28 protein-coding genes and 5 tRNA genes are annotated in these 22,579 nt (G+C 47.1%); 15 read left to right on the forward strand and 18 right to left on the reverse strand.

Going from position 1 to position 22,579, the window contains the following annotated elements; all coding sequences use genetic code 11:
- Positions 1-46: 46 nt before the first annotated feature.
- A complete protein-coding gene (locus BME93_05685; protein ATZ61550.2) occupies positions 47-1,288 on the forward strand; it encodes an Nre family DNA repair protein in 1,242 nt (413 codons plus the stop codon).
- Positions 1,289-1,387: 99 nt separating this feature from the next.
- Here the strand turns inward: BME93_05685 and BME93_05690 are convergent.
- The 5 genes from BME93_05690 to BME93_05710 all read right to left on the reverse strand — a co-directional run bounded on the left by BME93_05690 (position 1,388) and on the right by BME93_05710 (position 2,269).
- Positions 1,388-1,458, reverse strand: a tRNA-Gly gene (locus BME93_05690).
- Between the two features lie 77 nt (positions 1,459-1,535).
- Positions 1,536-1,609, reverse strand: a tRNA-Phe gene (locus BME93_05695).
- A gap of 39 nt (positions 1,610-1,648) precedes the next feature.
- A tRNA-Val gene (locus BME93_05700) sits at positions 1,649-1,722 on the reverse strand.
- A 61-nt stretch (positions 1,723-1,783) separates the two neighbouring features.
- The gene (locus tag BME93_05705) at positions 1,784-2,155 is read right to left on the reverse strand and encodes a nucleotide-binding protein (GenBank protein ATZ61553.2); all 372 of its coding nucleotides are present in this window, start codon (positions 2,153-2,155) and stop codon (positions 1,784-1,786) included.
- Between the two features lie 8 nt (positions 2,156-2,163).
- Positions 2,164-2,269, reverse strand: a tRNA-Ala gene (locus BME93_05710).
- A 183-nt stretch (positions 2,270-2,452) separates the two neighbouring features.
- Between BME93_05710 and BME93_05715 the strand changes: the two genes are divergently transcribed.
- A tRNA-Ile gene (locus BME93_05715) sits at positions 2,453-2,724 on the forward strand.
- A gap of 47 nt (positions 2,725-2,771) precedes the next feature.
- Here BME93_05715 and BME93_05720 read toward each other — a convergent pair.
- The 12 genes from BME93_05720 to BME93_05775 form a co-directional block, all read right to left on the reverse strand.
- A complete protein-coding gene (locus tag BME93_05720) occupies positions 2,772-3,080 on the reverse strand; it encodes a non-histone chromosomal MC1 family protein (GenBank protein ID ATZ61556.2) in 309 nt (102 codons plus the stop codon).
- Between the two features lie 98 nt (positions 3,081-3,178).
- A complete protein-coding gene (locus BME93_05725; GenBank protein ID ATZ61830.2) occupies positions 3,179-4,468 on the reverse strand; it encodes a tripartite tricarboxylate transporter permease in 1,290 nt (429 codons plus the stop codon).
- Between the two features lie 27 nt (positions 4,469-4,495).
- Entirely contained in the window at positions 4,496-5,437 is a 942-nt protein-coding gene (locus tag BME93_05730) for a zinc metalloprotease HtpX (protein ATZ61557.2), read from the reverse strand.
- A gap of 193 nt (positions 5,438-5,630) precedes the next feature.
- A complete protein-coding gene (locus BME93_05735; GenBank protein ATZ61558.2) occupies positions 5,631-5,807 on the reverse strand; it encodes a hypothetical protein in 177 nt (58 codons plus the stop codon).
- Between the two features lie 8 nt (positions 5,808-5,815).
- A complete protein-coding gene (locus BME93_05740) occupies positions 5,816-6,274 on the reverse strand; it encodes a PIN domain-containing protein (protein ATZ61831.2) in 459 nt (152 codons plus the stop codon).
- Between the two features lie 67 nt (positions 6,275-6,341).
- Entirely contained in the window at positions 6,342-7,481 is a 1,140-nt protein-coding gene (locus tag BME93_05745; GenBank protein ATZ61832.2) for a pyridoxal phosphate-dependent aminotransferase, read from the reverse strand.
- A gap of 1 nt (position 7,482) precedes the next feature.
- The gene (gene ribH, locus BME93_05750; protein ID ATZ61559.2) at positions 7,483-7,896 is read right to left on the reverse strand and encodes a 6,7-dimethyl-8-ribityllumazine synthase; all 414 of its coding nucleotides are present in this window, start codon (positions 7,894-7,896) and stop codon (positions 7,483-7,485) included.
- A 17-nt stretch (positions 7,897-7,913) separates the two neighbouring features.
- Positions 7,914-8,375 carry a riboflavin synthase gene (gene ribC, locus BME93_05755; protein ID ATZ61560.2) on the reverse strand — a complete coding sequence of 154 codons (462 nt, stop codon included), beginning with the start codon at positions 8,373-8,375 and terminating at the stop codon, positions 7,914-7,916.
- 27 nt (positions 8,376-8,402) lie between these two features.
- The gene (locus tag BME93_05760; protein ID ATZ61561.2) at positions 8,403-9,536 is read right to left on the reverse strand and encodes an alanine--glyoxylate aminotransferase family protein; all 1,134 of its coding nucleotides are present in this window, start codon (positions 9,534-9,536) and stop codon (positions 8,403-8,405) included.
- 73 nt (positions 9,537-9,609) lie between these two features.
- The gene (gene thiC, locus BME93_05765; GenBank protein ATZ61562.2) at positions 9,610-10,872 is read right to left on the reverse strand and encodes a phosphomethylpyrimidine synthase ThiC; all 1,263 of its coding nucleotides are present in this window, start codon (positions 10,870-10,872) and stop codon (positions 9,610-9,612) included.
- A 109-nt stretch (positions 10,873-10,981) separates the two neighbouring features.
- On the reverse strand, positions 10,982-11,530 hold the full coding sequence (locus BME93_05770; protein ATZ61833.2) for a hypothetical protein: 549 nt from the start codon (positions 11,528-11,530) through the stop codon (positions 10,982-10,984).
- 79 nt (positions 11,531-11,609) lie between these two features.
- Positions 11,610-11,864 carry a hypothetical protein gene (locus BME93_05775; GenBank protein ID ATZ61563.2) on the reverse strand — a complete coding sequence of 85 codons (255 nt, stop codon included), beginning with the start codon at positions 11,862-11,864 and terminating at the stop codon, positions 11,610-11,612.
- 121 nt (positions 11,865-11,985) lie between these two features.
- On the opposite strand from BME93_05775, the gene BME93_05780 reads away from it, so the two are divergent.
- Positions 11,986-12,621 carry an MBL fold metallo-hydrolase gene (locus tag BME93_05780; protein ID ATZ61564.2) on the forward strand — a complete coding sequence of 212 codons (636 nt, stop codon included), beginning with the start codon at positions 11,986-11,988 and terminating at the stop codon, positions 12,619-12,621.
- Between the two features lie 186 nt (positions 12,622-12,807).
- Here BME93_05780 and BME93_05785 read toward each other — a convergent pair whose 3' ends face one another.
- Complete coding sequence (locus BME93_05785) at positions 12,808-13,038, reverse strand: hypothetical protein (GenBank protein ID ATZ61565.2); 231 nt, start codon at positions 13,036-13,038, stop codon at positions 12,808-12,810.
- A 209-nt stretch (positions 13,039-13,247) separates the two neighbouring features.
- Here BME93_05785 and BME93_05790 point away from each other — a divergent pair, with 209 nt between their 5' ends.
- Genes BME93_05790 through BME93_05845 form a run of 12 tightly spaced genes read left to right on the forward strand, consistent with a single transcriptional unit; the run spans position 13,248 to position 22,553 of the window.
- A complete protein-coding gene (locus BME93_05790) occupies positions 13,248-13,751 on the forward strand; it encodes a Na+/H+ antiporter subunit E (protein WRQ72891.1) in 504 nt (167 codons plus the stop codon).
- Entirely contained in the window at positions 13,748-14,011 is a 264-nt protein-coding gene (locus tag BME93_05795) for a monovalent cation/H+ antiporter complex subunit F (GenBank protein ATZ61566.2), read from the forward strand. Before BME93_05790 ends, BME93_05795 begins: the two co-directional genes overlap by 4 nt.
- On the forward strand, positions 14,008-14,337 hold the full coding sequence (gene mnhG / locus BME93_05800) for a monovalent cation/H(+) antiporter subunit G (GenBank protein ID ATZ61567.2): 330 nt from the start codon (positions 14,008-14,010) through the stop codon (positions 14,335-14,337). Before BME93_05795 ends, mnhG begins: the two co-directional genes overlap by 4 nt.
- Positions 14,334-14,579 (forward strand): DUF4040 domain-containing protein, encoded by a 246-nt coding sequence (locus tag BME93_05805; GenBank protein ID ATZ61568.2) that lies wholly within the window; start codon positions 14,334-14,336, stop codon positions 14,577-14,579. The genes mnhG and BME93_05805 overlap by 4 nt, the downstream gene beginning before the upstream one ends.
- A gap of 46 nt (positions 14,580-14,625) precedes the next feature.
- Positions 14,626-14,847 carry a hypothetical protein gene (locus BME93_05810; GenBank protein ID ATZ61569.2) on the forward strand — a complete coding sequence of 74 codons (222 nt, stop codon included), beginning with the start codon at positions 14,626-14,628 and terminating at the stop codon, positions 14,845-14,847.
- The gene (locus BME93_05815; protein ATZ61570.2) at positions 14,844-15,272 is read left to right on the forward strand and encodes an MnhB domain-containing protein; all 429 of its coding nucleotides are present in this window, start codon (positions 14,844-14,846) and stop codon (positions 15,270-15,272) included. Before BME93_05810 ends, BME93_05815 begins: the two co-directional genes overlap by 4 nt.
- On the forward strand, positions 15,269-15,616 hold the full coding sequence (locus tag BME93_05820; protein ATZ61834.2) for a cation:proton antiporter subunit C: 348 nt from the start codon (positions 15,269-15,271) through the stop codon (positions 15,614-15,616). The genes BME93_05815 and BME93_05820 overlap by 4 nt, the downstream gene beginning before the upstream one ends.
- Complete coding sequence (locus BME93_05825; protein ID ATZ61571.2) at positions 15,616-17,100, forward strand: monovalent cation/H+ antiporter subunit D family protein; 1,485 nt, start codon at positions 15,616-15,618, stop codon at positions 17,098-17,100. The genes BME93_05820 and BME93_05825 overlap by 1 nt, the downstream gene beginning before the upstream one ends.
- Before the next feature lie 37 nt (positions 17,101-17,137).
- The gene (locus BME93_05830) at positions 17,138-18,637 is read left to right on the forward strand and encodes a monovalent cation/H+ antiporter subunit D family protein (GenBank protein ID ATZ61835.2); all 1,500 of its coding nucleotides are present in this window, start codon (positions 17,138-17,140) and stop codon (positions 18,635-18,637) included.
- A 12-nt stretch (positions 18,638-18,649) separates the two neighbouring features.
- A complete protein-coding gene (locus BME93_05835; GenBank protein ATZ61836.2) occupies positions 18,650-20,137 on the forward strand; it encodes a monovalent cation/H+ antiporter subunit D family protein in 1,488 nt (495 codons plus the stop codon).
- Between the two features lie 2 nt (positions 20,138-20,139).
- Positions 20,140-20,457, forward strand: coding sequence for a hypothetical protein (locus BME93_05840; GenBank protein ID ATZ61572.2), 318 nt, complete (start codon positions 20,140-20,142; stop codon positions 20,455-20,457).
- Positions 20,458-20,471: 14 nt separating this feature from the next.
- Positions 20,472-22,553, forward strand: a complete 2,082-nt coding sequence (locus BME93_05845) for a proton-conducting transporter membrane subunit (protein ID ATZ61573.2) — start codon at positions 20,472-20,474, stop codon at positions 22,551-22,553.
- Positions 22,554-22,579: the final 26 nt, after the last annotated feature.

The raw sequence follows: 22,579 nt of genomic DNA on the forward strand, positions 1-22,579 counted from the left end.
CGTTGTTAACCAAACTTAAATGTTATCTCATATATACATCATCAATATGAATTCATCCCTGTGCATCGTGTGCAAAGGAAAGGGTGCGTGTGGACGGCAGAAATGTCCAATACTCTCAAAATTCCAGGCGTTCGAGAAACTTCCACCCATTGGTGATATCATCTTTGGTGCATCCCCGCCATCTGTTTTTGTCGGGCGGATGGGTTATCCAAATATCCAAGCAGGTCCGCAGGTCCCACCGCTAATAAGCGGCAGTGATGCGCAGATCTACGACAGTCCACAGGAGTGGCTCGACAGGCAGGTCGAGGACGTCATCGGATTGCGCTCGAATCTGGTCCGATGTAATATCAAGCTGAACGTCAAAGATGCCAGCACACTGGACAACAAATTTCTGGTCAAGACACATGAGCTCGCAATGGCAGATATGCCGGTAGATACTGAGGTGTGGTTCGTAAAGCCTCCTAAAAAGGAGTTGCGCTTTGATGACGTGCTCGCACCGATGGGCCCATCCGGTCAGATTAAATCACTGGACATAACCGAAAATCCATCGGTTCCGCAGAGTATTGACCGTCTGACGTCTGATACAGATGTTTTGGCCGGGGATGCGGTTGTGGAGTTGTATGGAAGCGGCATTTCGGTTTATCACATTTACAGGCTGCTCTCGATCGGATTGCTGGGGAAGCAGAATGCCCGACGACTCGTTCCGACAAGGTGGGCTATTACGGCAACGGACGACGTCCTTGGCAGGGAACTTGTTGCAGGACTAAAGGATATGCCGATATTTGACAGCATCAAGGTGTTCAGTTCTCAGAAATTGGGCAACCGTTTTGAGATACTCTTGCTCCCGCGCATATTCTCGTTTGAGTTGATAGAAATCTGGCTGCCGAAGTCGGTCTGGGCCGGGAATTCCGTATGGGTCGGCGCAGATCGGGAGGGATATGATGGCAAAACCACATATTCAAATCTTGGTGGAGGATATTATTCCGCTCGCCTTGGCGTACTTGAATATCTCGAGAAAACCAGGAAACAGGCATCGGTGTTCATGGTACGGGAAATCCTTCCAGACTATTGGGCGCCCCTGGGCAGTTGGGTGATTCAAGAGACCGTGAAGGATGCGATGGCGCGGCGGCCAAAAGAGTTTGAAACTGCAGACGAGGCGATAATTGATATAGCAACCCGAATAAGAACACCTCTGTACAGGTGGAAACACGAAGCGAAATTTCTGGATGACTTCAAATTCCAGAAAAGATTGATGGATTATATGTCCGATACGATACAGGGGCATTAAGCGAGCACACATCTCGAAATATTCAGGAGCCAGTATCCATTTTTCATTACTTTGCCGCTATCAATTATCTTCACACGCCTCCTGAACAGTGGGCCATTATGCGTCGGCCGGGATTCGAACCCGGGTTTATGGCTTGGCAAGCCATAGTGATACCACTACACTACCGGCGCACCCGCGTCATACACTCGCCCTTCTGACCCAGTATAATATGATTAAGGCATCACTACAGGTCAGTCGAAGTTCTGCATGCCCTGACCCGGATTTGAACCGGGGACAATGCGGTCTTCAGCCGCACGCTCTCCCAGGCTGAGCTACCAGGGCAGAGGACCACGTCCTTTCGAAACTGGTCAGCCACACAAATGGGCCCGACCGGATTCGAACCGGTGATCTCCGCCATGTCAAGGCGACGTCATAACCAACTAGACCACGGGCCCAATTTATGACGCACGATTAGGTTGGCATTCAATTGGTCATAAACCTTTTGGGGATGTGCGGTCACAGAACGGTTATATCTCCTCCGCTTTGAATTCTTATCTGTCTTTCGCCTCTAAATTCGTCTAATATGCCGTATGCGCGGATTCGGTCTCCCTCGCGCACCTTTTCGTCAATTTCAGCTGCACCCGACTCGCGATGGGCGAATATATTTATAGTACCAACATCCATTTTGATGCTCAAAATGAGGTGTCCTCCTGTTCTGGTCATCCGCTTGTCCATCACCAGCCCCTCTGCATATACCTTGTCATCGAGTTTGGACTCGTCCGAAAGGCGCTCCACATCGATTGGTATGGTAATGACAAAGTAAATTACGGCAAGCGATAAAAGTGCCACTATAAGTAACACCGCACCTACTTTTTCCTCTTTTTGCATGGTACCCATGGACCGGTCGGGATTTGAACCCGAGGCCTCTACCAATAAGGATGTCACTCTCTTTCAGACCATGACATTTGCCAAGGTAGCGATCTACCCCTGATCTACCGGCCCTTTAAATGCTCACCTGTGCTATCGAACAAAGTGAGATGCACACTTTTAATCAACATTTTTGTAAAATGTTGGCTATCGAACAAAGTGAGATACATGCAATTAAATTTATCGGTCATGAGCCTATTACTAAAAGGAAAAATTTAAAGTATGTGCCGTCCTATTTGGTTGAAAAAGACATCTATTGGGCCCGTAGCTTAGTCTGGTTGGAGCGCACGGCTGATAACCAAACTTTTTAAAAAAAGTTGGCTCCTGCTTTGCAGAAACAACTTCCTTCTGCGCAAGCAGAAGATAAGTTTGAACAAAAACGTCCTACATTCGCCCTTCAGGCTCAGTAGGACTAAACACAGAAAGATATGACCTGCCGAGTATAACGAGGCAGGTCGTTGAAACGATCAACCCTTTTGAGGGTTGTGGTAGACACCGTGAGGTCAAGGATTCAAATTCCTTCGGGCCCATTATGTATCATTCGATATAAAAAAATAAAAAAAGAGATGTTGAAAAGCTATCGTAGAAGCCCAAATGGATTTCTCGATAATTGGTTGTACTTCAAATGTCGAACACCGATTTTTTTGACATTGGGTTTCCAAACCATGGAGGGCAACCAGCTCGGGGCACCGCTTGGAGCTCTGACTTTTTCCCTGAATCCCTTAAATACGTGAAGTCTTTTCGTGCCCTTCTCCCTGAGCATTATGTTTGTCTTTCCCCTGCTTGCGCACTTCAGGGCAGCATCTCGTGGTTGATATCCACTGAATGTTCCAACTTCTCTTCCATTTTCTATCAAACCAAAATTCTTTGTAGGTCTATTTACCATTTTATACCTCCTGATATTTTGTGAGTAAATATGTTTACAAGCTTATCCTATTTCAGCATTGCGGTTTTTTCTTGTAATTTCTACGGAAATTCAACATGTCACCATCTAAATATTCCAAAAAAGAATAGTATTAACGGAAACAGTAATACGCCCATTGCATGGCTTTTTCTGACCTTAAAATAAGATGGAATCATCCCAATCGCGGTCGCAGTTGCGAATACTATCATCCCAAATAAACCAGTGGTTAGAATCACCATCACGCAAAGACACATTAGAACCGTTGCGCTGATTCTTTGGTAGTTTAGGCGTGACAGCGCTTTGGAAATTCGCTCTCCTACTGAAATGGTCACGAAATAGGATATTATGGAAACACTAACGATAACGGCTAAAAATAGCACCACTAATGAAACATCCCATGTGGCAGGATTCAAAATCTCGTTGACCGCGACCATGGCACCACTTCTGGGCCGATGAATGATATACAATGCTATTAAACTGAAAATGGCGTTTGCCGTGTTAACTCCACTGACTGCGACGATAAATTCCCTCGCGGAATCTCCATCATTATCTTCTCGAATCGCCAGTCGTATTATCACCGTCGCAACTGCTGATGATATGCCCGGCAGCCACGCCACCAACGACCCAGCTATACTTCCAGTGAACACTCCCCTCACGATATTTCGGCTTGGAAGGTCGAACTCCACCACCTCCGTCTGGGCAGGGATGACCGATCGCGTAATGAGACTTATAGAGAGCATGCTCGCCCCAAACAATCCACAGAACAGTGGAAACAATATAGCCGGCGTACCCATGGGCAACAAGGGGTCCATCAGCCCATCTCCGATAAATGCGAGAATGCCGAGTACCCCAGATAACAGAAAAACAAGTATGGCATATCCCTTGTATTTGAGATGCGCAAGCGAGCCCTGCCCTTCGACCATCTCTCCTGATTCTGACCCGATCATAAGCAGGACGATCGTCAGAAGAATCCAGCCCATGTGCTGGTGGAGGACGGGATAAATATGATATACCAGCATGCTTAATGGTGCCACTAACAGCAGCGCCACGGTCACAGAACCCGCACTACCGAGTGCAGATAGTCTGACCGCTTCGACGCCTCTGCCCTCTAATAGCATACGGTGTCCTGGCAGGACTGCCAGTGCGGTGTCTGCTTCAGGAGCACCCAAAAATATCGAAGGGACGAAATCCAGAAACGTATGTGCAATCGAAGTTGCGAGGATTATAACGACGATATAAATCGGCGAAATACCATGCACCAGCAGGGATGGAGACATAGCCACGAGCAGCAACGCGACATTATTGACATGAAGGCCAGGAATTAGTCCAGTGATGGTGCCAAGTATGCATCCCAGAAGAACCGATGCCAACAAAAAATGCGGCGAGATTTCGAACATTTATGTAAGCGAAGACAGGTGATTGATTCGCTTTAACATATTTGGATGGGTGCTAAGCAACTCCATCAGCTTATCGGTCGTGCTGACGTGTACCTTTTTACTCCTGAGCAGCATCAACTCGTTTCTGTCGACACATCCGCTCATATCCTTGTCTATCTGCTTTAACTCTCTAATCTCATTCCATGCCCTGGAAGGGTCGCTGATGAAGAATGCTTTGTTCCCTTCGACCTGTTTTAACGTCTCCTTTGCGACTCTCGCATTCCCGTAGGATAATTTGTACAGGGCGGATGCGAGCAGGTGAGGGTCGTTTCCGAATTTAACGCTGCCCAAATCCGCATAATACTCACGAATTCTGGAGCCATACATCACCAACAGATTAGTAATGAAATAAAGCACAAATGCAAAGATTCCGATGGCTATCGTATTGCCTCGCTGACCTCCTGAGAACATCATGCTCCAGGCAATGTACCAGCAGATCATTGGAATTATGCTAATCAACGTGATAACTGCGACGTCTCTGTTCTTGATGTGGGCAATCTCATGACCTATCACTGCCTTCAGCTCATCCTTTGTTAGCAATCTGATGATGCCATCGGTAACGCAAACCCTGCCGTCTCTAATCGATCTGCCGAATGCAAAGGCATTTGGAATCTGGATTTTAGCTATTCCTACCTTTGGCTTTGGGATTCCTGCCCGTTGAGCCTGCTCTGCAACCATTCTGTGCAATTCTGGATGCTCCTTCTCAGATACATATTGGATGCGCATTGACCAGTCGACCATCCTGGGACCGATCATGTACTGGATGAAGAGGAAGAACGATGCTAAAACAGCAAAGAAGAAAAAGTTGCCTATGCCCATCATAGTTCCTACAACTACGACTAGTGCGTAGATGATGGCGAACATCAATCCCAGTAAGAGGTACATCCGTATTTGCAACCACATTTAACGATCACCATTTAATTTGGATTATCATATAAGGATATGTATGTATATAAGCTCTGTGCTTACACCAACGGGATAATGTTTTTAGCATATATGGAGTTTGCGACCGAAGGGAACAATGTCCCGAAGGGCAAGGGCGTAGCCCGTAGCGTATATCCTGTGTTATGCGCCGCACCTTTATTATTAGACAGGCTTAACTTGGCCTTCCCAACAATTTGATGTATTCAGAGAACCTTGATCCTTCAAGTTGCGCTTCTTTAGCAATGATTTTCCTTGCGATATGAACTTGCTGTAAAGCATGGTCGTCTGGGAACTCCTTTTCTACCGCTCTTCTTATTTCCTCGATATCTTTTTCTTTAATCTTGCTCATACTTTCTCCTATAGCAATTCCGCAGGTGTCATAATCTCTATTTGTCTCAGGTTATTTAAAGTATTTACCATCCTCACTATGTCTCTCGTTTTCCTCCTCACTATGTGTTTGAAGTTCCAACTCAAAAGATAGTCAACCTCGCTTATAACAGCGATGGCAATATGGTAGGCATCCTCGGTGTAACCTTCAGGAACCGCACCATGGCGGATATACTCGCTGGCTATCCATTCAACGTCATCGGTTAAAGAGAGCACTGAAAATCGTGATACTGTATCCTTCATTTTGCCTCGGAGTTCTATGTCGGGAGTGCGTTCAATCTCAGCAACCGTAATTTCGGAGATGAAAGTCTCAAAGTTTCCTATTTCTGCGAAAAAAGCTTCTGTGAGTGATACTCTCCCTGGATTCCTTTCATCAAATAGCGCTGAAATTACCGAAGTATCCATATATACTCTCATTTTTCTTCTCATCTTCGTCTACCTCTTATTCTTCTTAGGCATGGCGTATAACTCCTTAATATACGAAAAGTTGACAGATTCACACCAACACCTCTCTCATTCTGTCCAATCCCTCTGAAATGCGCGCCTGGGAAGTGGCATATGAAATTCTGATATAGTCTTCACTATGGGGCCCAAATGCAGACCCAGGCGTGACAGCGACATACCCTTCATTTAGCAAACGTTCTGCGACGCTCATACCATCTCCGAATCGAGCGACGTTCACGAACAGATAGAATGCACCATCTGGCTTTTTGCACTCCAAACCCATCGACTCGAGTCCGTCAACGATGAGGTCTCTGCGTGTTTTAAATTCATTCACCATCTCTGCGATACATTCCTGCGGACCTTTCAATGCCTCTAAAGCGCCATATTGCGCAAAAGACGTTGCGCAGCTCGTTGAGTGCTGCTGTATCTTGAGCATGGCATCTATGACCTCTGGCGGGGCGGATGCATATCCCACTCGCCAGCCAGTCATTGCATACGCCTTGGAAAAACCATTGACCGTGACGGTTCTATCGTGCATGCCATCAAAGGAAGCAATGCTGAGATGTTTTCCTTCATAGATGATCTTTTCATATACCTCATCGGAAAGCACGAATATGTCATGGTCCCTTGCAATATCCGCAATCATCTTGAGCGTATTCTCATCAAAAACTGCCCCGGTTGGATTGCCTGGCGTGTTCACGATGATCAGTTTTGTTTTTCTGCTGATGGACTCCAGGAAATCATCTGGCACAAAGCCTTTTTCTTCACCTGTCTTGATCCACGCGGGCCTTGCACCTGCCAGTTTTATGCAGGACTCATACGAAACCCAGGCAGGGTCGAATAATATCACTTCGTCTCCATCTCCTAGTATGGAAAGCACTGCCTCAAAGATCGCCTGCTTCGCCCCGGGTGTTACGATGACTTCATTCGGAGATACGCTGATGCCGTTCTCTTTGAACTTATTGGCTATCGCCTCTCTCAGCTCGGGTATGCCCGCACTCGGCGTGTAGTGTGTCCTTCCTTCATCCAGCGCCTTCTTTGCAGCGTCTATGATGTGCTGTGGAGTGACAAAGTCGGGCTCGCCAACGCTAAAACTGATGACGTCCTTTCCAGCCCTTTTCAGTTTATTCGCCAGGTCGGATATTCTGAGCGTCGCGGATTCTTCTATCCTGTTGACTCGTTCTGAGGGCATTTCATTCACGCATTCGCCGTACCATCTTCACCGCTGACTCTACTGCCCTCTTCGCATAATCAACGCGCTCGTGCGCCTCCAGCCTGCTCATTCCTGGACCGGATATGCCCAATGCAACGGGTTTCTCAAAATCCAGCGATAAATCCATGAGCTTTCTGGACGTTTGCTGCATGATGACTTCATCGTGTTCTGTTGTGCCTTCAATAACACAGCCAAGAGCAACGATTGCGTCGACGCCGTTATCCTTAGCCAATTTCTTCGCAGCCAGAGGCATGTCATAAACACCTGGTACCAGAAGAGTTCGTACCACTGGCGCTCCGAGAAATTCAGCATGCTCCCTTCCCAACAACTCCATTTGGTGCGTCAGGTCTCTGTTAAATTCCGACACGACAAATCCAAGCCTGATTTTATTCATTTTAATCCTCCTAAAGGCTATAACCTCAAAGGTCCCACATCTTCGCTTCCCTGCCTTTTGCCCATCCCTGCATCTTTTTCAAGCAGTTTTGGTTTGAGCAACAACTTAATGACGTTCTGCGCATGCTCCCTGGTTCTGCGACCTGCTAACTCTGCTAACATTTTATCGTCTTTCGCCTCGTCCTCATGAACGAACACCTCTATAATATGCGTGTTCGTCATCAGTTGCGCCTGAATTAAGCCAAGAGATGCTTCATGTGCACAGGTCTTGTCTATTGGCGTAGCGCCAGGCATTCCAAGTGCCATCACGATATCACACTTGCGCTCCTCGATCAGTTTCTTGGCTGCAGCAGGCAGGTCCTTGATGCCAGGCACCGTATATCTTTCGATGCGCATCGATGCATTCTTTTTCAGCTCATCGATAGCGGCAGTGCCCATATCAAAGCGCGCGAACGTTGTATCTGCGATGCCGACCTTCATCGCTATAGTGAATGCGACGCATCTCATTTAAGAGTTTCTTTCCACTTCCTTTACAGTAGCTACACCACCTTCCGCTTTGACTCCATGTTCGGCCAGCGTGGACTCTACTGCTTCTATCGTGGTCAAAATCTCTTTAGCAGAGACGTTGCCCATATGCCCTATCCTGAATATCTTGCCCTTGAGATGTTCCTGCCCGCCAGCTATGAGTACGCCCCTGTTTTTTATTCCATCGCGCAATTGCTCATAGACGATGCCTTCGGGCATCTTAACTGCTGTGACTGTGTTCGAATATCTGCTAATTTTATTCAAACGCGGAAACAGTTCGAGCCCCATTGCATTCATAGCTCTTCGAACGGCATCTGCACATCGTTCATGTCGCTTGACCCTGGCGGACAGCCCCTCCTCGCACACAAGGCGCAATGCCTCATGCAACGCAAAAAACAATGGAATGGCGGGAGTGTATGGCGTCTGTCCCTTGCTTGCAGATTTCTGATGCGCCTTCAGGTCTAAGTAATATGGGGAATTGACATTCTCCATGCGTTCCCATGCCCTCTCGCTGACGGAGATGGCAGCCAACCCAGGCGGTACTGCAAGGCACTTCTGGGAACCGAGGATAGCGAGGTCCACGCCCCACTTGTCCACGGGCACTTCGTTGCCGCCTATGGAAGATATCCCGTCCATTATAAACAGCGCATCGTACTTTCTGGCCAGTTCTCCGACTTCTTCAGCTGGGTTCACTATGCCTACCGAAGTCTCGTTGTGAACCATGGTTACGGCTGATGCACCCTTTTTTAAGGCACCCTCTACGTCATCCAATTCTATGGAACTTCCCCATGCATACTCCACAGGTATCGGATTTCCATACAGTGCAACGATTTCCTTGAAGCGCTCGCCGAATTTGCCGTTTACAATCGTAACGACCTCGTCGCCCCTTGTCACGTTGCTGACAGCCGCTTCCATTCCAGCCGTCCCTGAGCCACTGAGCACGAGTACATCATTCTCGGTCTGAAAAACATCCTTCAAAATGGAAACGCATTCATCAAAGATTCTGGCAAATTCGGGACCTCTGTGATTGATCATTTGCCTGGACATCGCCTTCAATACCCTTGGATGCAGGGGCACAGGTCCTGGTATCATCAGCAATGGTTTGTTCAAATCCATAATATGGGCGCCTCTTCATGTCGGTAATTGGTATTTTAATGCCATCAATGTAATTTAAGTTTTTGTTTTTTGGTCACAATCTGACATCACGCATGATTTTAATTGCGCACAACTCTCCGCACATGGAACACGCATCGCTCGGTGACTTCCGGAATTCATGAATCCTTCTCGCTTTGTCGGTATCGATGGCAAGTTCAAACTGTTTATCCCAGTCAAGGTCCCTGCGCGCATATGCCATTTTGTCATCCCATTCTATTGCACGTCCTCTTCGGCCTGTTTTGACAAGGTCTGCTACGTGTGCTGCAATTTTGGTCACGATGGTGCCTTCTTTGATCTCGTCTATGGTGGGAAGGGCAAGGTGTTCAGATGGCGTGACCATGCACAGGAAGTCCGCACCGTGCATGCCGGCGACCGACCCCCCTATAGCAGCAGTTATATGGTCATAGCCGGGTGCTATGTCCGTGACCAGAGGGCCGAGCAGGTACAATGGGGCACCATCGGTCAGATGCTTCATCATTCTTATGCTCGACTCAATTTCGTTTAACGGCATATGTCCCGGCCCCTCCACCATCGTCTGCACTCCCGCATCCAGCGACCTGCGCACCAGTTCTCCGAGTGTGATGCACTCCATGAACATTGTCCCATCGCCAGCATCCGAGATGCAACCCGGTCGCATACCGTCTCCCAGGCTGAGCGTGACATCATGTTCGCGCGCGATTTCCAGCAGATAATCATATTCGGCGTAGAACGGGTTCTCGCAATCGTTGTGAGTCATATAGGCAATCATGAGCGCACCTCCGCGAGATACGACGCTCATAATTCGGTCACTCTTCCTCAGATGTTCAACGGCATTTATGGTGACGCCTGCATGAATGGTCATAAAGTCGATGCCATCCGCCGCATGCTTTCGCACCATATTGAACATATCATCAGAAGTAATATCTGTAACGTCGGTATGTGCAACCTGATAGATGGGGACAGAGCCAACTGGAACGCTTACTGCATCGAGAATCCCCCTCCGAATGGTGTCGAGGTCGCCGCCGGTGGACAGGTCCATAATAGTGTCGGCGCCATATTTCACTGCAGTTAGCGCTTTTTCTGTCTCCTCATCTGCATCGATAAAATCCACAGAGCTACCTATGTTCACGTTGATTTTGGTGCCGAGGGATTCGCCAACGGCAACGGGCATGGTATCTCTACGTGTATTTTTTAAGATGACCAATCGTCCTGCTGCAATTAGCTTCCTTACTTTTTGGGATTCCACGCCCTCTGACCGGGCTACAAACTCCATCTCTGGCGTGATATATCCTTTCTGTGCGTCTCTTATTATGCTCATGTTCATGCCATTAGTTTAATGCTATTATAATTACGAAGATTGTCTTTGGTGGTGTGTCTTTTTCATATGTATGTTAATGACTACTATTTGTAGTGTCGAGAGGAAGTAGTCATTTCTTCAAATCTTTAAGCAAATCATCTATGTCGTCAGCAACACGCTTAAGATGTTGAGGCGCATGTAGAATCTGTGCTTTTTTGAGGCTTGCAAGACTGTAAACGAATCCCTTATTAATATCATCAATAGTATGTAACTCATCATATACGTCCACTAATTTTTTGCGTGTTACTTTAGATAAACTTGCTAATATTCCTGCATTTCGTACAGCGATGTAAGAGTCAAAATGATAACGACGAGTCAATATACTTGTTGGTTTTAATTCTAATGCGTTTGCTCCATGTTCTAATGCTTCTTTATTATCTTGTAGTTCATCGATTAATGCGGTTGAGAGCCTCTTTTCGGTCGTCCATTGATATAGAAGGATACCCAGTAAGGCACCCAGTAAGGCACCTGCAATTGCACCTATACTATCACTCACTGCGGTAATTAGTTGCTGAGGTGACAAAAAGAATAATAATACGACAATCACAATGATAACAACAGCCCGCACAACCCGCAACACGGACTCCCGCAACACGAACTTAAACATTTTATGTTGCATTTTTTAAACCTCACGATTTACCCAACAGATACAATCCAAAGCTATTATTTATTTGTTCTTTTTTGCCTTCGCCTCCATCTTATGCTGAGTATTCGCCTTTTTTTATCCTCAAGTCTCTCTCAATCTGTTTTAGCCTATTTTCAATGGTGTTTATGCAGTCCTCTATTTCATTTAGGCGCTCGTCTGTTTCCTCTATGTTTTCAGCCACTTCCTTCATATTATCGTTCAGAATACGTATCATCTTTACTATTTTTGTCAAGTCGTCATCTGAACCATCAGCGATTTGATTAAATTTCCCTAAATTTTCCTCTATTTCCTCTATGTTATCTTTCATTGTTCGGCACACTCCGTGCAAGGCTATTATTTATTTGTTCTTTTTTGCCTCGCATCGCCTATCATGTTCATGCCAACTCTTAGTTTGTTTAATATAGTTATACTCCCAAAGATGTATTTTAATGGTCAAGGTGCATAAAATTACTGCTTCGCCATACGTCGCGAATGCGTATCTGGTCGAAGCAGAACGGCCGGTGTTGGTGGATGTCGGCGCCGAGCCTGATTTTGTCCTTAACGCCATAAAGGGAATAATCGATCCCGACTCTCTTGAGTATATCATTCTGACACACTGCCACTACGACCACACTGCTGGCACCGCTCAACTGGCCGAACAAACAAATGCCAGCGTTGTGATTCACCAGCGCGATGCTGATTTATTGGATGACAACCATGCGACGGCATCCTCGTTATTTGAAGTATGCTCTCCCAACATTAAACCTGATATGCTGCTCCATGGGGGAGAGATTCTGGACCTTGGAGACCTAAACCTTAAGGTAATTCATACGCCAGGGCACACGTCGGGTGGCATATGTCTTTACGGCTCTAAACTTTTGTTCTCTGGTGATACGATTTTCTCGAATGGCGGCATTGGGCGGACTGATATGCCCGGTGGCGACTCCACTGCGCTGGCAAATTCGATAAAACTATTGACAACGCTGGACATCGATGCCATTTATCCCGGGCATGGCGAGGCAGTACACAAAAATGTCAATATCCATATGAGAAAGTCATTAGAATTCGCCGAGCTCAACAAATGAAGAGGCTCATACGTGCTTTTCAGCATCAACGACACTCTTTTTTACCATTTGATACCATCGAAACACCAGGACCGCAAGACAACTTATGGAGATTAGTCTTAGGGCGCTTGCAAACACCTGTATCCCTATCGGCTCCCACAGGTTGAAGAGGCGAATTAATTCGTAAGTGTTGAAATTCCGTAGGAATTACAACTCCATCAGATCTTCGATCTGGTGCACTGCGAAATACGCGCCTGATGCAAAAAGAAGCGTCCAATTTTTAGTTAAAAAGTGTATGTCTTGAAAAGTGTTCTCTTTCAGTATATTCCAGTCAACTCTTCCTAACGTTAGAAACAGGATGATGCAGAGAATAAATCCAGCAAGTGCCACTAAAAAGGATATAGTTCCCACTATCACTTCAATATGCGTTCCAATCATTATTATATAATTCTAACTATAACCTATTAAAATGTTTCTATTCGCTGAATCCGTCAACCCTCTCCTAAATGGAAACAGATTACAGATTCCCTCCTTCGGAAGATTATCTTCTGCGATTTTCAATAGATTGCCAATCAATTCAAAATCTTTTTATGCACCTACATCGTTTGAATGTTATAATTATCATCAAATGTTAGTGAGGATATGAGATGAACTCTAAAGATATTGTCGGCATCTTTCTAACATTCATCGTCTTATTTGGTTTCTGGGTATTTTTATCTGGCCTTTTGGATGTGATGCACCTCTCAATGGGCATAATCTGCTCTATTCTCGTCGCACTTTATTCACATGATTTGTTCATAAGAGGTAACGACAGCATCATTGACCGTGCAGGCACTCTCATAAGGTTTATAAAATATAGTTTTTGGTTACTATTTCAAATCTTTATGTCTAACATTGACGTGGCACGCAGAGTTCTCGACCCAAAGATGCCAATATCTCCGGGAATCATAAAGTTCAGCTCCAGACTGAAAAGTGATGTCGCGCTCACTACGCTGGCGAGCTCGATAACGCTGACGCCGGGCACGCTTACCATGGATATAGTTGGAGAAGATTATTATGTTCACTGTCTGGCAACCGAACATGGAGAAAACCTTTTGAAGGGGGATTTTGAGAGGCGTATGGAGCACGTGTTTGGGGAGGGGAAACGATGAACGTCTTTTTACTTGTTGCCCTGGCACTATCTTTCGCAGCCTTGATGTGTTTCTACAGGCTTATAGTTGGGCCAACCCTGCCAGACAAGATAGCTGCCGCACAGGTAATAGGTACCAAGACGCTGGCGGTCTTGGTTTTAATCGCGGTTATATATGACCAGATGATGTTCATCGACATCGCTCTGACATATGCCGTGTTGTTGTTCTTGGCGATACTTGCTACGGCGAGATATTTAGAGACGGGGAAGGTGGTCGAATGATAATCGAGGCACTGCAGATACTTTTCCTCTCTATTGGTACTCTCTTCTTCTTCGTAGGCACCATTGGATTGCTGAGATTTCCTGACGTTTATACGAGGCTGCATGCGGCGACTAAATGCGATACGCTTGGGCTTGGTATGATATTGACGGGGTCGATACTGTATGAGGGGGCAACACTCGCAAGCGTGAAAATGATATTCATCATAGGCTTCGTCTTTCTGACGAATCCAGTCGCTGCTCATGCGATAGCAAGAGCTGCATATAAACACGGCATAGAGTTATGGAAGAAGAGCATCGTTGACATGTACAAGGAGGTATCACGGTGATATGGGCACTTGACATCGTACTCTTGTATTTTCTGGTGATACTTTCCATCATCGTGGTCTTCACCAGGGATTTGTTGGCAGCAGCGGTCGTCTTCTCGATTTACAGCTTGGTCATGGCGATAGTGTTCGCGCAACTGAATGCGCCAGACGTTGCTTTGACCGAGGCAGCTGTTGGAGCAGGTATCACGACTCTCTTGTTTATCGCAGCCATAGCTAAAACGACGAGGAGGGAGGAAGATTAGAATTGCACCGCTTATCGTCTTGGTGATGATTGGAGCTGTGCTTGTCATGGCTGTGGTCGACATGCCAGCGTTCGGCGATCCTGAGGGTCCGGTACACCAGCACGTCGCCCCCAGGTACATTGAGATGGCATATGAGGAAACTGGGGTGAAGAACATAGTGACGGCAGTTCTTGTGAGTTATAGAGGATATGATACGCTTGGCGAGCTTACGGTGATATTCACCGCAGGGGCAGCGGTCATATCCCTCCTTGGGAGGGAGGATGAATGACGACCGTAATCGTCAAAACGGTCTCGAGGTTGATGGTACCGTTTATACAACTATTTGGACTATATACCATCATACACGGGCCGGTTAGCCCCGGCGGCGGCTTCCAGGGTGGAGTAATTGTGGGTGCGAGCATGATATTGCTGGCGTTGTCTTATGATTTGTCCAGCGCCGAAGCCAGAGCAAGCCACAAGATGAGACTCATCATGGATAGCGGCGGTATCTTGTTGTTTGCCGGAATCGGGTTGCTGGCGCTGCTGGCCGGGGGAGCTTTTCTGCAATACGGCATGATTCCGCTCCCGATGGCTCCGGCTCAGGTCAGCGGACTCATGATTCTATTGGTTGGGGTCGCCATCGGAATTCACGTCATGGCATTAATGGCAACGCTATTCTTCCTCATGGCACAGGAGAAGGAGGAACCTGTATGATTGAGTTCCTACTTGATAATTTTAATTACTGGGTATGTGTGATTCTACTCTTGATAGGGCTCTATGCAATGATAGCGAAGGAAAACCTGATAAAGAAGATTCTGGGACTAAATATCTTCTCTACGTCGGTGCTCCTTTTTCTGATATCACTGGCGGATAAAGAGGGAGGGGCGTCACCCATAATCGTACCAGGAGTTGACGTGTATGTGAATCCACTGCCCCATGTGCTGGTGCTAACTGGAGTCGTCGTAGCCGTTGCCCTGACAGCGCTCGCCCTCGCCCTGACGATAAAAATATATGAGAGATATGGAACGCTGGACGCCGAGAAGCTTATGGAGTTGTGATGATGATAGAGCATTTACCGATATTGGTTGTCATGGTGCCACTTATAGCAGCATACCTTATGCCTGCGTTAGGGTTGTGGAGGAAAGGACTTTGCCACCCTCTCGCTACAGCATCGACATTTATATCATTTTGTATATCGCTCGTGCTCACAAAATATGTGATGACTTATGGTACGATCAGCTATCATCTCGGGGGATGGGAGCCGCCATGGGGAATTGAGCTGGTAGTGGACTATTTCAGTGCTTTCATGTGCGTCACGATAACTTTCATCAGTTTATTGGCAGTAATATATTCCAAAAATTACGTCGACAAGGAATTGCCAAAGGGAAAAACGACCTCATATTACACCCTGCTGATGCTCTTGATCGGTGGCATGCTTGGCGTAGTAGTCACCGGGGATATGTTCAATTTATTCATATTTACAGAGATAATGTCTGTAGCAGCATACGCACTCGTGGCCATATCAAAGAAAAAAGAGTCTTTCATAGCGAGTTATAAATATCTTTTGCTTGGCGCAATCGGCACCAGTTTCATATTGCTTGGCACGGGCTACCTGTATATAATTACAGGTACTTTGAACATGGCCGACCTGTCAATCAGATTACAACCATGGTATGGCTCTTATGTTGTGCTCGCCGCGCTGGCTTTTTTCATGGTGGGCTTCGGCATCAAAACCGCGCTCTTCCCCCTGCACACCTGGTTGCCTGATGCGCACTCCATCGCACCATCACCGATAAGCGTTATTCTTTCCGCCCTGGTGATAAAAGTGGGCGCATATTCCATTATCAGGGTGTCTTTCACCATTTTTCAGCCCGAGTTCGTCACGGAGGTGATGCCCATCATGTCTGTGCTCACATGGGTCGCGGCGGCTGCGATACTCATAGGTTCCTTGTTTGCCATATCCCAGACTGATATAAAAAGGATGTTAGCATACTCGAGTGTGGCTCACATCGGCTATGTGATATTGGGCGTGGGATTGGCTACAGAGATGGGCACGACAGGCGGGATCCTGCACATATTCAATCACGCGATGGCGAAAGGAGCCCTGTTCTTCTGTGCGGGTGCGATTATCTATAAAACCGGGCTGCGAAACATCCATGACCTCGCTGGACTGGGAGATAAAATGCCAATCACTGCGGCTGCGTTTGCGCTGGCTGCCGTCTCGATGATAGGACTCCCGCCGACTGCCGGATTCTTCAGCAAATTTTATCTCTGTCTGGGAGCTCTGGAGGCAGGAGCATGGACTTTCGCCATAGTCATATTGCTGGCTAGTCTCCTGACTGCGGTATTCTACTTCAGAGTTATTAACCTCATATATTTTGGTGAACATAAGCAGGAGGAGCACGTCGAGGTAGATGAAGTCCCCCCCAGCATGCTGGTTCCCATAGTGATACTGGCACTGGGATGCATAATATTCGGCATATTCGTAGGTATCCCCCTGTCGGTTGTAGGGCCAGCGGTTGAGTTGTTGCTGGGCATATAACTAATAGAAACACCATAAAAAGTGAAGGGAAGATATTATGGCTGAAGTAATAACCTCATATTTGCCCGCAATAGCAGTGCTTGCACCATTCCTGGTCGGCATCATGCTGTATTATATCGGGAGAAGGTCAGAGCGTGCAAGAGACATCGTCTCTATCGCAACCTGTGTCGTTTCTTTTTTAGCAGTAGCGGCAATGGCACCTACTATCCTTGGTGGCAAGGTCATCGAATTCATACTCGTCTCTGGCGAGGTTGCCCCCATCGAAATCGCTTTCAGGGTGGACAAGCTCAGCTTGATAATAGCCATGATGTGCTCTTTTGAGTGGATATTGGCCACGGTTTACTCGATAAGATACATGAGCCATGAGCATGCGAGGAACCGATATTACACGTTCATGCTCTTGACGCTCGGCTCGGTGCTCGGCGTTTTGCTCACGAAAAACTTGTTCAGTCTGTTCATATTCTTCGAGTTAATGCTGCTCACATCGTATGTATTGGTCATACACGAGGAGACACCTGCTGCGATGAAGGCGGGCAGATTATATTTATTCCTTGGCATAGGTACTGGTCTCGTCCTGTTTTTAGCCATAGTCACGACCTATATGATGGCAGGCACGCTGGACCTTGGTCTGGGAGGAATCCTGGAGTATCAAGGGACGATATCGTATCTCGTCTTTATCGCTTTTCTAATCGGTGCCATGACTAAAGCAGGAATATTCCCCTTCCATCTCTGGTTACCGGTGGCGCATCCAATCGCACCCTCTCCAGCGAGCGCCATACTCTCCGGGGTGCTGGTCAAAGAGGGTTGCTACCTGATGATACGGGTCATATATGATGTGTTTGGAGTGGACCTCGTGGCAGCGATGGGCGTTCACGTTCCATTGGCAATACTCGCCGGATTTACCATGCTCTTTGGCTCGGCAGTGGCAATAAAGCAGACCAATCTGAAGACGATGCTGGGCTATTCGACCGTTGGGCAGATGGGCTATATCTTTTTGGGCATGTCATTGTTGACGATAACAGGACTGCAGGGAGCGATAGTGCACATTCTCCACCACGCAATGATGAAGGGTGCATTGTTCCTCACTGCTGGTGCGATCATCTATAAAACCGGAATCAGGGAGATTGGCGAGATGGCAGGCATTGGAAAGAAGATGCCGATGACGATGCTCGTGTTCACCATCGCCGCAATCTCGATGATAGGAATACCTCCCCTATGTGGCTTTATCAGCAAATGGGTGCTTGCCATGGGCGCTCTGGAAACCGGGGCGCCTGTGTTCATGATATTTATAGTAGTGTTGATATTGAGCAGTATTATGAATGCGGCATATTTCATGCCCATCATAATAAATGCGTTCTTTGGCGAAGAGGACCATGGCAAAGGGGACCATGGCAAAAAGGTGGAATATGGAGACGTCCCCGTCTCGATGCTGGTGCCGATGGTGATATTGGCACTGGGAGTAATCATATTCGGCATATTTACGAACATAAGCTTTTCTGTAATAGTACCGGCGGTTAATGCGCTGTTTGGAGCATAGGAGATTGAATAAATGGAACCAGTACATTCGATAAGACCAGTACTTGCCATAGCAGTTTCATTGGCATGCACTTTTTTGATACTCGCACACGGTAAGCATCGGAATCTAAGAGAATTTTGGAGCATTTTGGGATCCACATCTAAATTTTTGGTAGTCCTATCGATGTTTCCCTTTGTGCTCGCTGGAGGAGTTTATATATTTGAGGGACCTGGAATCGCCCCAGGAATATCGCTTGATTTCAGAGCCGATGCATTCAGCATATTCTTCTCTTCGCTCTCATCCTTCCTGTGGATTCTAACCACTGTATATTCCATCGGCTATATGAGGGCTCTGGAAGAACACAGGCAGACCAGATATTTCTTTTTCTTCGGGATATGTGTGGCATCCACCGTGGGCATAGCACATGCGAACAACTTATTCACCTTATTCATATTCTATGAATTGCTGACCCTTGCCACATATCCACTTGTGATACACAAGGAGACGCCTGAGGCGATGAAGGCAGGCAGGAAGTATCTGGCATATACTCTGACAGGAGGCGTCGTTATCTTGCTTGGAATGGTTTGGACGTATTATCTGGCAGGCACGCTCACATTCGCCGACCATGGATTTCTCTCAGGTCATGGGTCGCCAGAAGTGCTCCGTGTGTTGTTCATGATATTCATAATCGGTTTTGGCGTCAAGGCAGCCATCATGCCCCTCCATGCATGGCTTCCTACTGCCATGGTGGCACCGACGCCCGTCAGTGCCCTCCTTCATGCCGTGGCGGTCGTGAAGGCAGGCGTCTTTGGAATCATACGAATAATATACTGTGTCTTTGGGGCAGAACTTTCTCTTGATATCGGTGTAGGGCTGCCGCTTGCAATTGTGGCATCGTTTACGATCATCGTGGCATCTATCTTCGCATTGGCACAGGATAACCTAAAATTGCGACTTGCATATTCCACGATAAGTCAGCTAGCCTATATCATATTGGGCGCCGCCTTATTGAGTCCGTATGGGTTGACGGGGGGCATGGTTCACATCACGCACCAGGCATTCATGAAGATCACATTGTTCTTCTGTGCTGGAGCCATATTGGTCCAGACCGGGAAAAAGAACATAAGTGAGATGGATGGAATAGGCAAAAAAATGCCTCTAACGATGGCTGCGTTTGCGATAGCGGCAGTGGGAATGATGGGCATACCTCCCACATGTGGGTTTATCTCTAAGTGGTATCTTTGCTTAGGCGCCATAGAGGCAGGGTATCCAATTTTCCTTTTAGTGATACTGGTGAGTGCATTGTTGAACGCGGCATATTTTATGCCGCCCATATATAGTGCATTCTTCAAAGAGCCGGACGCATCGTTTAAGGACAGGGAACCATCCTGGTGGCTGTTGGCGCCCATCCTGATATGTGCAGCTATATCCTTGATACTGGGCATCGTGCCGATGATGCCAAACACGCCTTTACAGTTGGTCTTGGTGGCAGTTCATAAATTTATAGGGGGAGGGGTTTAGTTATGACACCACCTCCTGTGCTGTACTGGGTTTTCTGGTCAATATTGGCGGTGCTCATAATATTATTGATGAAATATATCATAGAGACACGGCGCCATGAAGAGCATGGGCACAAAAAGTCGATATACGATGGACTTACATTTGCCGGCATAGTATCTGCTCTCGCTTTGGGTGCATTTGCCATTACCTTTTCGAGTGAATTCTACAAATATGCCAAATATTATGAGCACCCCGCCATCGGCGTTATACGTTTCATTGTGATGGCGATTACCGCTCTATTGTTGATGCATTATGCAGTCAAAGGAAGACATGACCATTAGGAGGAAAGCAGGAAATGACAGAGAAAGTTGTTGAGATGACGAGCGTGGTGACATCGGTTATTCCAGCATGGGCGGTACTGTTTCCTTTGGTAGGGGCGCTTCTTGTATACATTGCTGGCAGAAAATCTGAGAAGGTCAGAGATATTTTAGCAGTGGCGATAACCACCATCACGTTTGGGTTAGTAGTTTCAATGCATCCAATTGTGTCCGCCGGGAGCACAATCGAATATACTATCCCATCTTTCCTCTATGGGTTGAATTTCTATGTAGATGGTACTGGCTTGTTGTTAGCCGTGGTAACGTCCTTCATCTGGATGATAGCCACGCTCTACTCAGTGGGGCCGGGCTACATGAGCCATGAGCATGCGAGGAATAGATTTTACGTATTTATGTTGCTCACCTTAGGTGCCAACCTTGGCGTTCTTCTAACAGGCGATCTGTTCAGTTTATTCATATTCTTCGAGATGATGGCGCTTACATCGTATGTATTGGTCATACACACGGAGACGCCTGAGGCGATGAAGGCGGGCAGGAAGTTTCTGTTCCTGAGCGTTATCGGAGGGCTGTTCCTGCTCATGGGAATCTTCCTGATATATCACTTTACTGGAACGTTGATGATTTCGCCGCTGATGCAGGAGATGGCAGGTCTTGGGTGGCTGAAATATTTAATAGCAGCGCTCATGGTCATAGGCTTCGGCGTGAAGGCGGGCATAGTGCCTTTGCATGTATGGTTGCCAGAGGCGCACCCAGTAGCACCCTCTCCAGCGAGCGCCCTGCTTTCAGGTGTGATGATTAAGGCGGGTGCATATGGCATACTCAGGACGGTTGGCATGATTTTCACACCAGCTAATGATGTCGTGGCATATGCAACTGAGCATGCCCCGGTGCTCTGGAGCACCACTCAGGCCATTGGATATGGAGTTATATGGATCGGCATCATCACGATGTTCATCGGCGTGTGCTTAGCGTTGATACAGGAGAACTCAAAGCGAATGCTGGCATATCTGTCAATCAGCAGTATGGGATTCATCGTGATGGGTATTGGGTGTGCGGCATATCTCGGGTACGAGGGCGCAATGGGATTTGCTGGCGCCACATCTTACATACTAAGTCATGCACTGTTCAAGGCGTTGTTGTTCTTGGCAGTGGGAGCGGTCTATTTCAGGACGCATGAACTGAACATGTATAAGCTGGGCGGACTGTGGAGGAACATGCCTATCACCGCGATATGCTGTTTCATTGCGGTCATGGGCATATCGGGCATACCAGGATTCAATGGATATGCAAGCAAGGTTTTGCTGTATTATTCGATAGTGGAGGCATATGAACTTCATGGCGACGGCTTGTTGTATCTTGCACCAATCATATTCAAGGTGACGTCTGCAGGAGTTATCTGTGCAGCCATGAAAATGTTCATATTTACATTCCTTGGCAAGAGGTCAGAGAAATATAAAGACGTTAAGCCAGTTCCATTGTCAATGCAGGTCGCAATGCTCGCTATGGCGGCCATGATATTACTGATAGGCATAAGACCTGACCTGATGATGCAAATGTTTATAACTCCGGCGATGGGCGTTTACACTTATTCTGCATACAATGTAGAATATATCGCGAAGTATGGATACGATGCAGCCAAGTTTTTCACGCTCACAAGCATACAGGGTGTGGGCGGCAAAATGCTGATGGCCGGCGTGATATTTATAGTAGGGATAAGGGCTGGCTGGTTCCATCTACAACCGCCGCTCTGGATTGGCCCTAATTACTGGTATGAGAAAACAGCATCAAGCTTCGTATGGTTCTGCAAGAATCCCGTCTCAACATTTGCCACTTATGTGGATATGGCTTTTGCAAAGATAGTAACTGGCTTGATTTGGGCATGTAAATGCACATATGCGATGGTGGTATATGGGATAGATAGGTTATCCATGGCAGCTGAAAAGGCGTCCAGGCGCGCCAAGGAGAGGGCGGAGAGGATAGAGCGCGGAGACACCACAGTGGACGTCAGAAGCATAGATTTCGCTATATTCCTCATAGCAGTGATGCTATCGATATTTCTCGTGTATATGGCACTGGTGCATCTTCTGGGAGTCTCTTGAAACGCCTATACCAGCACGAGGAGTAA

It is taken from the genome of Methanosarcinales archaeon Met12 (assembly GCA_002813105.2).
Lineage (GTDB): Archaea > Halobacteriota > UBA148 > UBA148 > JAJOKI01 > JAJOKI01.